The 11,997-nt window shown below is 46.1% G+C and carries 8 protein-coding genes and 2 pseudogenes; 3 read left to right on the top strand and 7 right to left on the bottom strand.

Annotated elements, in window-relative coordinates; all coding sequences use genetic code 11:
* The first annotated feature begins 27 nt into the window (after nucleotides 1–27).
* Both HB364_RS00095 and HB364_RS00090 read left to right on the top strand, forming a co-directional pair.
* Nucleotides 28–1,026, top strand: a complete 999-nt coding sequence (locus HB364_RS00095; protein ID WP_167285873.1) for a sugar phosphate nucleotidyltransferase — start codon at nucleotides 28–30, stop codon at nucleotides 1,024–1,026.
* 175 nt (nucleotides 1,027–1,201) lie between these two features.
* A complete protein-coding gene (locus tag HB364_RS00090; RefSeq protein WP_167285872.1) occupies nucleotides 1,202–1,615 on the top strand; it encodes a carboxypeptidase-like regulatory domain-containing protein in 414 nt (137 codons plus the stop codon).
* A 407-nt stretch (nucleotides 1,616–2,022) separates the two neighbouring features.
* Here HB364_RS00090 and HB364_RS00085 read toward each other — a convergent pair whose 3' ends face one another.
* From HB364_RS00085 to HB364_RS33600, 5 genes and pseudogenes are all read right to left on the bottom strand, one after another.
* Nucleotides 2,023–2,916, bottom strand: a complete 894-nt coding sequence (locus HB364_RS00085) for a hypothetical protein (RefSeq protein ID WP_167285871.1) — start codon at nucleotides 2,914–2,916, stop codon at nucleotides 2,023–2,025.
* A gap of 259 nt (nucleotides 2,917–3,175) precedes the next feature.
* On the bottom strand, nucleotides 3,176–4,486 hold the full coding sequence (locus tag HB364_RS00080; protein WP_167285870.1) for an ABC transporter permease: 1,311 nt from the start codon (nucleotides 4,484–4,486) through the stop codon (nucleotides 3,176–3,178).
* A 9-nt stretch (nucleotides 4,487–4,495) separates the two neighbouring features.
* A complete protein-coding gene (locus HB364_RS00075) occupies nucleotides 4,496–5,428 on the bottom strand; it encodes an ABC transporter ATP-binding protein (RefSeq protein ID WP_167285869.1) in 933 nt (310 codons plus the stop codon).
* 102 nt (nucleotides 5,429–5,530) lie between these two features.
* A pseudogene (locus HB364_RS33605) lies at nucleotides 5,531–6,250 on the bottom strand (NAD(P)/FAD-dependent oxidoreductase); the annotation flags it as partial.
* 165 nt (nucleotides 6,251–6,415) lie between these two features.
* Nucleotides 6,416–7,117 (bottom strand): annotated as a pseudogene (locus HB364_RS33600) (NAD(P)/FAD-dependent oxidoreductase); the annotation flags it as partial.
* 991 nt (nucleotides 7,118–8,108) lie between these two features.
* Here HB364_RS33600 and dnaA point away from each other — a divergent pair.
* Nucleotides 8,109–9,542 carry a chromosomal replication initiator protein DnaA gene (dnaA, locus tag HB364_RS00065; protein WP_167285867.1) on the top strand — a complete coding sequence of 478 codons (1,434 nt, stop codon included), beginning with the start codon at nucleotides 8,109–8,111 and terminating at the stop codon, nucleotides 9,540–9,542.
* Nucleotides 9,543–9,654: 112 nt separating this feature from the next.
* Here dnaA and HB364_RS00060 read toward each other — a convergent pair whose 3' ends face one another.
* Together HB364_RS00060 and HB364_RS00055 are read right to left on the bottom strand one after the other, a co-directional pair.
* Entirely contained in the window at nucleotides 9,655–11,424 is a 1,770-nt protein-coding gene (locus HB364_RS00060; RefSeq protein ID WP_167285866.1) for an ELWxxDGT repeat protein, read from the bottom strand.
* Between the two features lie 101 nt (nucleotides 11,425–11,525).
* Nucleotides 11,526–11,954, bottom strand: a complete 429-nt coding sequence (locus HB364_RS00055; RefSeq protein ID WP_167285865.1) for a DoxX family protein — start codon at nucleotides 11,952–11,954, stop codon at nucleotides 11,526–11,528.
* Between the last annotated feature and the right edge of the window lie 43 nt (nucleotides 11,955–11,997).

The raw sequence follows: 11,997 nt of genomic DNA, 5'->3' as shown, positions 1-11,997 counted from the left end.
TCGTAAAAACAAATTACTTGTTTTTCAATGAAAGCGATCATCCCCGTAGCCGGTGCAGGTACCAAGCTACGTCCCCATACATACACACAACCCAAGGCACTGATACCGCTTGCAGGAAAAACGATCCTGAGCATTATTGTTGATCAGTTGACAGAAGCCGGCATCAATGAATTCATTTTTATTGTAGGTTACCTGGGCGAGAAGATACAGGATTACGTGAAAGAGAAATATCCCGGTCTGCAGACGCATTTTGTATACCAGAGCGAGCGGCACGGTATCGGTCATGCCATCCAGCTTACCCGGAATATCGTAGCCGACGATGAAATGTTCATCGTATTGGGCGATACCATTTGCGAATACGATGTAAAGCAGGTGCTGGATATGCCGGGTTCGGTGCTGGGGGTGAAAAGGGTGGATGATCCCCGCAATTTCGGCGTGGTGGAAATGGGTGAGGATGGCTTTATCAACCGGGTGGTGGAAAAGCCCCAGATCCCCAAATCCAATATGGCGCTGGTGGGCGTTTACCGGATCAAAGAAACCGCCCTGCTCTTTAACTGCCTGGAAAATAATATCCGCAACCAGGTGATGAGCCGCGGGGAGTTTAGTATAACGGATGCGCTGGAATGCATGATCCAGCAGGGCGCCCGGTTCCAGGCGTTTAAGGTGCAGAACTGGTTCGACTGTGGCCGGAAAGAAACCCTGCTGGAATCGAATGCCACCCTCCTGAAGAAGTTTGGTGGCGTGATCGCCCCGGAGCATAACCTGGAAAATACCATCATAATACCCCCTGTAAGCATCGCTAAAGGCTGCAGCATCAATAATTCCATCATAGGCCCCAATGTGACCATCGGGGAAAAAACGACCATCAACTATTCTATCATCAAGGATTCCATCATCGGCTCCTTTGCCGACCTGTATGATATTGTGCTCACCACTTCCCTGATTGGCAGTGATACCGAAGTAAAGGGGGAAAGCCGTAGCCTGAATATTGGCGACAATACGGAAATTGATCTCGGGGAATCTTGATAAGTTCGGTAAATAATTTACATGACCGGCATTAGTAAGTGAAGAAGAATAGGTAACTTTCTTGCTGAAATGTGCAACATTCTTTATGAGGTATGTGTCCTTATAAAGGATGAGCACCAGATGCAGGTGATGAGTGGTCACAACATTACTTCGCCAACCTTTTAAACGCTATTTTATGAGAGGAAAGAAAAAACTCCTGTTGCTTACAGCAATGCTTCCTCTTGCCTTGTTAACCAAAGCTAATAACGGGCACGACGACCGTGGAAAACCTGAACCAGCCATTTCGGGCATTGTGTCCGAATCCGGCACCAAAAAACCGGTTCAGGGTGTTACTGTTTCCATATCCGGCAAAGGCCAGGATAAAAAGGAATTTGTAACCACCGATGCTTCCGGCAACTTTAAAGTGCCCCAGATGCCTGCCGGCGAGTTGATCATCATACTGGAAAAAAAAGGATATAAAACCTATAGAAAAGAAGGAGTTACGCTGAAAGAGGGCGTTCCTCTGAAATTGAACTTTGATATCAGCAATGAGGGGGCTGATGATGAAAGCGATGTATTCCACCCCCTACGCATGATGGATAGTAAATAAGCCCGGTCGTACATAAAAATATTCAGCGGTCCCGCCATTGGCGGGACCGCTTTTTTATGCTAATACCTTTTGAACCAGGAGTTTATATTGTTTGTATGGTTTGCCAGATAGCTTACTACTTGCACTGGGTTGTATGGGTACGGTGGTTGGCAGGTAGTCTAATAGTACTGATACTGCGTAAGTTGCGCACAGGGTATAGCATTCGCATTATATACGGATAGGCACTGGGAGTGCTATTCCAGTGCAAGTTTACTACCATTCCAGTGCAAGTATTTACGGGTAAGCCCGCCTACTGACTGCCATCCAGCTACGTTTGCATAGCGCTTTTACATCAACCAGTACACCCTGCAAAAACAAAAACGGGGCTGTTCTCAGCCCCGTTTTTGTCACATGAGAAAATAACACTATTAATCGAAATCAATGTCCATATCGCCATCTTCTTTCCGGATGGTGACGTTGTCCTTTTTAAAATACTTTTTATACTTGTCCAGTACGGGCTGGGATTGTTTCTTGCCGTTAATGAGCAGGTCGCCTTCCTTATATTTGATCGTATAGTCGCTTTTGGTGCTTAATAAACCATCTTTTTCCATGCTGTAGATCATTTCCTGGTAGCCTTTGAATTCCTCTTTAGCCTTACCGATCTCTACCCAGGCATCTTCCATCTTTTCTTTCAGACCCAGCTTTTCCATGTCCAGCTCTTTTCTGGCCTTCTCCATTTCTTCCTTTGCCTGGTCCATTTGCTTCCTGAACTCTTCTGAATTTAGCTTTTTGACGGCTTCCAGTTCCTTTTCCCAGTCCTTGTTCTTTAACTCCCTTTCTACTTCCAGCCTAGCTTGTGCCAGCTCCTTTTTGATCTTTTCTGCATCTACATAAGTATGGGCATTCTTCAGTGATTCATTGACCTCCTTTTGGATCTTTTCGAAATCAATCTTTTTTAGTGATTCCTGTACTTCCCGGCTGATCTTCTCCATGTCTATCTGCTTGGCAGCCAGCTCTGTCTGCAATCTTATCTTCTCAAAATCAATATTCTTTTGGGCTTCTTCTATGCTCTTTTTAACCCGGTCCCAGTCTACTTCTTTCAGTCTTTCTTTGGCTTCGTCCATTTGCCGGATCTCCTTGTCCAGGTCTCTTTCACCGGCTTCACGGGTTACTTTATTTCTTTTGGCGGGAACGGTATCCTGGGTCACTGATTGCCCGGGCGCGGGTTGTTGCGGACGGTCTTTCCAGGCTACGAGGGCAACAACGGTGAATAATCCAAGGGTGGGAATGACCCAGTGCAAATGCTTACGAATGCTTCTCATATTACAAAAGGTTTTGTCAGGTTATGAAATACGATATCCTTCGTATAAATGTACGATAGATTTCGTAAAATGTTGCATGGGAAGCTTCCGGGGGGAGAACTTTTAACAATTAGAGACAGTTGAAGCGTGGGAGGTTGGACGTAGATTAGAAAGAAAGGCGAGTAGTAAGTGGCTAGTGGCGAGTGGGAAAACAGCAGGTAATAAATAGCAAATGGCTAGTGGAGGGTTGATTTCCCCACTAGCCATTTACCACTAACCACTAGCTTTTCCTAAAAGCCCACTTCCACATTTCTTTCCAGGTAGGTTTTTTACCATACATGAGGATGCCGGTGCGGTAAATTTTGCCGGCCAGCCAGGTGGTGAGTATAAAACCCGCGATGAGGAACACCATACTTAATATCAGCTCCCAGGCAGTTACTCCATTCGGTACGCCATGCGCTATACGGGCCATCATCACGATGGGAGAGGTAAGGGGGAACAGGCTGCCGAAAACAGACAGGTTACCGGTAGGGTCATTCACTGCTTTGGTCATGATCACAATGCCAAAGATGATGGGCATGGTTACCGGTAGCAGCAGGCTTTGCGCATCCTGCGGATCTTCATTCACTGCACTGCCTACGGCTGCAAAGAGAGAGGAATACAGCAGGTACCCGCCCAGGAAGTAAAAAAGGAAGCAAGGTAAGATCAGGGCAAAATTGATATCGCTAATTACTGCAGATACAGGATTGCTTTGTGATGCCTGTACCATGGCGCCTGCGCCCGGCACATTTTGTACAGCACTGGCATCACCACCTTGCAGTAATAATGGGATCAACGCCGTGGCAGCCACTCCCAGCACTATCCAGATAATGAATTGGAGCAAACCTACCGCACCAATCCCAACGATCTTTCCCATCATCAGTTGGAAAGGTTTTACGCTGCTCACAATTACTTCGGCTATACGGTTGGTTTTCTCTTCCATGACGCCCCGCATAACCATGGTGCCATAAATGAAAAGAATAATATAGATCAGGAATCCGGAAGCATAACCCACCGCATAGCTAAGTCCTGCCTTTGCTTTGCCGCTTTCTTTGGCTCCTGAAACAGGCTTGAATTCTATGGCCGACCTTTTACGGGCGCTATCCAGTTGCTCCTGGGTAATATTAAGGGCCAGCAATCTTTTTTGTTCCAGCAGCTTATTGATACGCCGTTCTATCCGCTCCTGGCTGATCATGCCAATGGTTTTGTTATAATATACGTTCAGGCTGCCAGAAGAAATATTGAAGTCAGCAGGAATATATATATAACCTCCATATTGCTTTTTCTCTACTTTCTGCTCAAGCGATGCTGCGGAAGCATCATTTACAAAAGCAAACTTTACATCGCTGTCACTGTCCAGTTTTCCATTAAACACATTGGCCTTATCGGCTATGGCTATCACCAGGTCGTCATTCCCTTTCACGGAAAAGTAAATGATGAAGGCATAGAAACCGAAAATGAGCAATGGAAATAATATCGTACTTAGCAGGAAGGTCTTTTTCTTTACCCTGCTATTGAATTCCCGTTGAGCAACAATCCAGGTCTTATTCATATAATAAGTTTAGGCAGTTATTTTTTCAAATTGTCTGGTCGTGGGGGTACTTTCCACCAGCCTGATGAAGATATCGTTCAGTGAAGGCAATAATTCTGAGAAGCCGGTAATATTAACGCCTTCTGCCAGGAAGTGCTGCAATACCTCATTGGGTTTATGCCCTTCACTTATTTTTACGATGAGGTTGTCTTCTTCGCGGTCCTGTACGTCAAATGCCGGCGAGCTGATGTTGTGGGGTATAGTGTCAATGCTGATGGTGAACAGGTTTTCCTTGAATTGTTGTTTTACCTGCTTGACAGTTCCGTCCAGGATCTTATGCCCTTTATTAACGAGGATAATATGATCGCAGATCTCTTCTACCTGCTCCATACGGTGTGTACTGAAGATAATGCTGGCGCCTTGCTGGGCGAGCCGGAAGATCTCATCTTTAATAAGATTGGCATTAACAGGATCAAGGCCGCTGAAGGGCTCGTCCAGTATGATCAGTTTGGGTTCATGTAATACGGTGGTTACAAACTGGAGTTTCTGGCTCATCCCTTTACTAAGGTCTTCCACTTTCTTATTCCACCAGCTCTGCATATCAAAACGGTGGAACCATTCCCTTACCCTTTCCATCGCTTCCAGCTTGCCGAGGCCTTTGAGGCGGGCCAGGTACAATGCCTGTTCCCCGATCTTCATCTTCTTATACAGCCCCCTTTCTTCGGGCATATAACCAATTTTCAGAATATCATTGACCGGATCGAAGGGACGGCCATTAAAAATGATCTCTCCTTCATCGGGATAGGTGATACCTGTAAGCATGCGGATAAGGGTAGTTTTGCCGGCGCCATTGGGACCCAGCAAACCAAAGATGCTGCCGGGCGCCAGTGAAAAGCTGATATCATCTACAGCTTTTTGCGTAGCATAATACTTCTTAAGGTGTTTTACCTCCAGTATATTCATGTATTACGGTTTTTAGTTGGAACAGGCCCAGGGCCGAAAAAGTACCAGGACCGCTTATTAGTACTCAAAACGGACGATTTATTACAGGGATGCTGTTTTTTGTTATAACACCTTAACAATTTCATCCACTACCCGCTCCCCATCCATAGCGGCGCTTACAATACCACCGGCATAACCGGCGCCTTCGGCACAGGGGTATAACCGGCTTACCTGGGGGTGCTGCAGGGTTTGCGGGTCGCGCGGAATACGCACGGGCGAGGAGGTCCTTGATTCAGTAGCCACCACTACCGCTTCATTGGTGAAATAGCCCTTCATTTTTTTACCGAACTCCCGGAAGGCGTTTTTAAGTGAGTCATGAATAAAGTCCGGGAGCACTTCATTGAGGGGAGCCGCCTGCAGGCCCGGGAGATAGGAACAACCGGGCAAACTGGCAGATACCTTTTGCTGCACAAAATCGGCCATGCGTTGGGCAGGCGCTACAAATTTACCACCGCCATAGTCAAAAGCCTTCTTTTCCACGGCCTGCTGAAAGTACATAGCCGATAAGGGGTTTTGCGGACCCTCCTTTATTAAGGCAGCTTTCTTCTTGCTGGCGGCTGCAATATCCTGCATCTCCACCGATACTACCATACCCGAATTGGCAAAAGGATTATTACGTTTGGAAGGCGACCAGCCATTGACCACCAGTTCGCCGGCATCTGTAGCCGCCGGAGCGATAATACCACCAGGGCACATGCAAAAGGAAAATACGCCACGTTCATTGACCTGCTGAACGAGACTATAAGAAGCGGGTGGCAGAAACGCATCCCGGGTGATGCAGTGGTATTGGATACTGTCAATTAAGGATTGAGGATGTTCAATGCGTACTCCCAACGCGAACGGTTTCGCTTCTACCAGGATATTCTTCTGATGAAGCAATACAAAGATATCCCTGGCTGAGTGGCCGGTAGCGAGGATCACCGCATCGCCTTCAAAACGATCACCGTCGGCTGTTTTCACTCCCTTCACCTGGTTATTGGCAAGGATAAAGTCGGTTACCTTTTTCTCAAAGAGGAACCCGCCGCCGCAGTCCACTATTTTCTCCCGGATAGCAGTAATGATCTGGGGTAGTTTATTGGTACCTACATGCGGATGTGCTTCATACAGTATCTTTTCTTCTGCGCCAAACTGTACCAGGATATTCAGGATGCGGTTTACATCGCCCCGCTTTGTACTACGGGTATATAACTTCCCATCACTGTACGTGCCGGCGCCGCCTTCCCCAAAGCAATAATTACTTTCGGGGTTAATGGTCCCTTCCTTATTTAATAAGGCAAGGTCCCTGCGGCGGGATCGTACATCTTTACCCCGTTCGAGTAATAGGGGCCGGATACCTTGCTCAATGAGCTTGAGGGCGGCAAACAAACCTGCCGGCCCTGCGCCTACAATGATCACCGTATGGGGAGCTTTGGATACATCCTGCAAAGCCAGTTGCTGTGCGGTACGTTCCTGGAAAGGTTCATTGACAAAAACACGGATGGTCAATAATATCCACGGTTGCTTACTTCTGGCATCAATAGATTGCTTGAGCACATGATAACCTGTGATGGAGGTTGGTGGTATTCCAAGATGGGAGGCTGCGTATTGCTGCACGATGGAGGCAGTAGCTGCTTCGGCCGGAAGCAGCTTAATGGTACATTGTTGTTGCATGATGTTAGGCAGTTAACCTAAAAATCGGGTGATTAAGATCTTGACAAAATAAAATGCTGGTAGCGCAAAAATAGATATATATAAGAAGTTCATCCCTAAAAAAATTATAGAAATATTACTACAGGCCAGCCCCGATTGAACCCCTGTTATTCATCTGGTCCAGCCGGGGGACAGACATTTGTCAACAGGCAATAAGTCTTTGGCAACAAATGATAGGTTATTAAGCAAAACAGCTAAGAAGAGAGGTAAAGTACAGTGTGGCTGCGGAGTATAATAAGTTAATCTTTTTTTCCTGTTCAGGGACATTAACCGGCAAAAAAATATTTTAACCAGGGGGGGCAAAAAAGTTGGCCCAATATGCGCTCCGTATTAAATAATTTGTATCTTCAATAGCATCACAGCTTATATATGAAGAAAGTACTTTTACCGCATATTATGTTCTTTTCTTTCTTCATGCGGAATTCCTGCAGTACCACCCGGAAGTTATTAATAGTTAAGTGTAGAGAGTTTATTCTATGGACGGCTCAACCTGTTACCGGTGATAGTAGCCGGTTATTAAAACCTTGTATTGTCAGTAGCAAAAGTCTGATTGTAGTAGAAGCATAAATAAGTTGGCACCACTAACTTATTTAGTTGTACGTTGTTGTTTTTGTTGCAATCTACTTGCAGTAAAAAACGATTAAAGGCGTAAGAAGTGATTGTGGTACAGGTAGGTTGTATGTTATAGCGAACCGTTGGAAATAAACATATTCTTTTAAAAAAAATGGGGCAGCAAATTTGCAGAGGTTGTATCTGTATGTGAGATCGAAAAAACAAGGGAATAAAAAATTTTTTATTCAGTAAAAAATTTTGATATTCGCCCCCCTGCATAACTTTTTTTGGAAGTATAGCGATATCCAACATCCATAGAAAAACACCGGTTCAAGGCGGCATGATTAGTTAACAGTTCGAGAATAATCTTAACTCAACATAATAAACTGCTGATAGCATAATGACAAAGTCTTTTGATAAAGTTTGGGTAAATTGTTTGGAGATAATTAAGGATATCGTTGAGTGGCAGCATTTCAAAACATGGTTCGAGCCGATTAAGCCAGTAGAAATAAAAGGTAATGTATTGGTGATTCAGGTGCCCAGCCAGTTCTTTTATGAATACCTGGAAGAACATTATGTGAACTTGTTGGCAAAGACTTTGCGTAGGGTATTGGGCAAAGAGGCGCAGTTGGAATATCGTATCATGGTGGACAGTGGTAATCATAATAACAAGCCATTGACAATGGATATTCCTACTCATGGGTATAAAACTTACTCCAGCAATGAAATGGATTTCCCGCTGATCATACACAACCCGGTCAAGAACCCGTTCGTTATTCCGGGTTTGAAAAAAATGCAGATTGATCCGCAGTTAAATCCCATCTATACATTTGAGAACTTTGTAGAAGGCGACAGTAACCGGGTGGCCCGCCGCGCCGGTAAAACGGTAGGGGAGAAGCCGGGCGCCAGCTCTTTCAACCCACTGGTTATATATGGTGGCGTAGGTTTGGGTAAAACCCACCTGGCCCAGGCCATTGGTAACGACGTGAAACGCCTGCATTCTAATAAAGTGGTATTATATGTAAGCTCCGAAAAGTTTATCAACCAGTTCCAGGACCATAGCCGCAACAATGCCATCAATGACTTCATCCATTTTTACCAACTGGTAGATGTACTGATCATTGATGACGTGCAGTTCTTTAACCGCGCCGAAAAGTCGCAGGATGCGTTCTTTGCCATCTTCAACCACCTGCACCAGAGCGGAAAGCAGCTCATTCTTACCTCCGATAAGCCGCCCAAAGACCTTGAAGGGGTACAGGAGCGCTTGCTGAGCCGTTTCCGCTGGGGACTGAGTGCCGATCTGCAGGTGCCTGATTATGAAACACGTATAGAGATCCTGGACAGGAAGATGAAGAACGACGGGTTGGAAATGCCCCGTGAAGTAGTAAAATACCTGGCTTATAATATCAACAGTAACGTGCGGGAACTGGAAGGGGCGCTTATCTCATTATTGGCACAATCTTCGCTAAATAAGCGGGAAATTGACCTCGATTTAGCTAAACGAGTACTCCGAAATTTTGTGAAAACCAGTAGTAAAGAAATTACCATCGAAACCATACAGAAAATGGTCTGTGAATACTTCGATGTATCCTACGACAAATTATTGCAGAAAACCCGCAAGCGGGAAATAGTGCAGGCCAGGCAGATCACTATGTACCTTGCCAAAGCATTTACCAAAAATTCACTGAAAACGATTGGAGAACATTTTGGCGGACGTGATCATACGACCGTTATTCACTCCTGCCAAACCGTAAAGGACTTGATGGATACCGATAGTACTTTCCGGGAAAGTGTCATGGAACTGCAGCAAAAGGTTCAGCTTGCCGCCATGTGATAACAACATTAATTGCTTATTACAACAGATCCCGCTCCGAAAAGGAGCGGGATTTTTTATTATGGTACGGCGCTGCATCTCCCTGAAGTGGCGTCTATCTGTGCATGGTCTTTCAATGCTGTACCAATATCTTCCGGATATCGGTATATCCATTGCCTTCTATTCGCAGGAAATAAATACCATTGGAGAGGTGGTATAACGGCAACTGGTATTGAGGGGCCGGTTGTTGCGGCACCTGTATCTTATTGACCAGCTTCCCATCTTCTCCGGTGATGGTAATGAGGTGGGGCTGCTCCAGTAACAGGCTACTCCTCAGCGTGACGGTTGACCCGGTAGCAGGATTGGGTGAAACAGTGAAGGATGGTGGGCCTTGTCCTTTTGTGGTGGCAATTACTATTTTGCTATAGTCGTACCGCCCGTCTTTATCTACCTGCTTCAGGCGATAGTAATTGGTAGTATGGGTGGGTGACTGATGGATATAGGAATAGGTATTAGTACCTGCTGCTATTGTGTTGGCCGGTATTGTCCCCAGTGCGGTGAAACTAATCCCATTGGTGGAATGCTGTAGCTCATAATGGCTGTTATCTCTTTCGTTGGTTACCTGCCATTGGAGTTTTACCGTATTATCGGGCAACCAGGCGCTGATAAAGCTTACCCAGGTAACGGGTAATGTGGTGCTCACCAGCTTGAACAGTTCCCGGCCTGAAGTTCCTGTAGAAGCTACAAAGTAAATATCGCCGTTAAGCCCGGTAATGTTCGTGGGGATACTGGAGCTTACACCCGGCTCCAGGTCGAGCACCAGTACGGTGCCTGCTGCCGTGCCATCTGTTTTCCAAAGCTCCACTCCTGCAGTATTATCATTGGCCTGGAAGTAACAGGCGCCATTGATGAATTTGAATTCCTGTGGTGTTGAACCTGCGGAGCCCGGGTAGATCTCTTTCACCATTACGGTGCCGGCTGCGGTGCCATCACTTTTCCACAACTCATCGCCGGAACTGCCATTAGTGGCTGCAAAGTAAAGCGTGTTATTGATGTTGGTGGTGAACTTGGGTCCGCCACTGGTACCTGGTGTAACATCAATAACGATCACGGTGCCTGTCTCGGTACCATCGCTTTGCCAAAATACAGGTCCATCGGCTCCACCATTACCGGTGAAGTATAAGGTAGAACCCAGCGCAGCCATATCATGCGGGTTTAACGCAAATGGAACATCTTTTATCTGTACTGTTCCAGCTTCGGTACCGTTGCTCTTCCACAATGCGTAACCATTGAAGCTATTATAGCCTGCAAAGAATAAAGTACCATTTACATGGGTGAGCCAGGAAGGGTTACCGGAGAAACTGCCGGCCACCACATCTTTTACCAACACTGTACCGGCTTCGGTGCCATCGCTTTTCCAAAGCTCCTGTCCGGTGGCATTGGTGGCCGCTGAGAAAAAGAGTGTACCATTTACATCTGTAAACAGGTCGGCATTGGACGACGTAAAGCCGGCATAAATATCCTTCACCATTACGGTGCCGGCTTCGGTACCATCACTTTTCCAGAGCTCCCATCCATTGATACCGTTATTGGCGCCAAAGAACAGGATGCCATTTGATACGGTGAGGTTGGTAGGATCGGAATCACCGCTGCCGGGTCGTATATCTTTCAGGAGGTAGGTGCCTGCATCGGTGCCATCACTTCTCCACAACTCCCTGCCATTGGCGCTGGTGCTGGCCGAAAAATATAGGATGTTGTTAAGTACGGCCACAAACCGGGGTTCTCCACCGTTAGCTCCCGCCCTTATTTCTTTTACAGGTATGGCTGTAGTTTGGGCCAGCACCGGATGAACAAGCACTACCGAAAGAACAAGATATCCTGTAAGCAGCCGGGTCTTTTTCATGTGCTAAGCATTTATAGCACAAAATATCGTTGTCTATGTGGTGACATGTCTTTTTTCCAGCAGCCGGTCATTGCCAGTTAGCCAACGGTAGACAGGCCATATCAGGATACCAGGGCTTCTATAGACGGTGACGCCGGTTGCTCATAGTTCCTGATCCTGTTGTAATAGAGGTAGGACACTATCAGGGTCACAAAAAACAACAAGGGATCAATAATGTACAGTATTCCATCTCCAACGGAGGAATGCGCAATAATGGCAGATACCAGCGTGAGGCCAAATCCCCAATAAGCAAACTCCTTTAGTTTATGCGGCACGCCCGGCAGCAGCAAAGCGAGTAAGCCCAGCACTTTGGCAATGGTAAGCTCAGCTTTGAACCAGGGTGGCAAATGCAAATGACTGAAGGCCCCTTCCGGGTAAACATAGTCGTCAAAGAATGTAAAACTGATAATGCTGAAGGTCATTACAATAGTGATAATGCCGGTAGAGATCCGGTAGATCATCCTGCTTCTTTTCATTTTCCTGTTATCCATTGTATGGTATTTTATACATAAGACAAAGCAGTATTCTTTCCTG

The organism is Paraflavitalea devenefica (assembly GCF_011759375.1).
GTDB lineage: Bacteria > Bacteroidota > Bacteroidia > Chitinophagales > Chitinophagaceae > Paraflavitalea > Paraflavitalea devenefica.
This window is presented reverse-complemented; position numbering and strand designations above follow the sequence as displayed.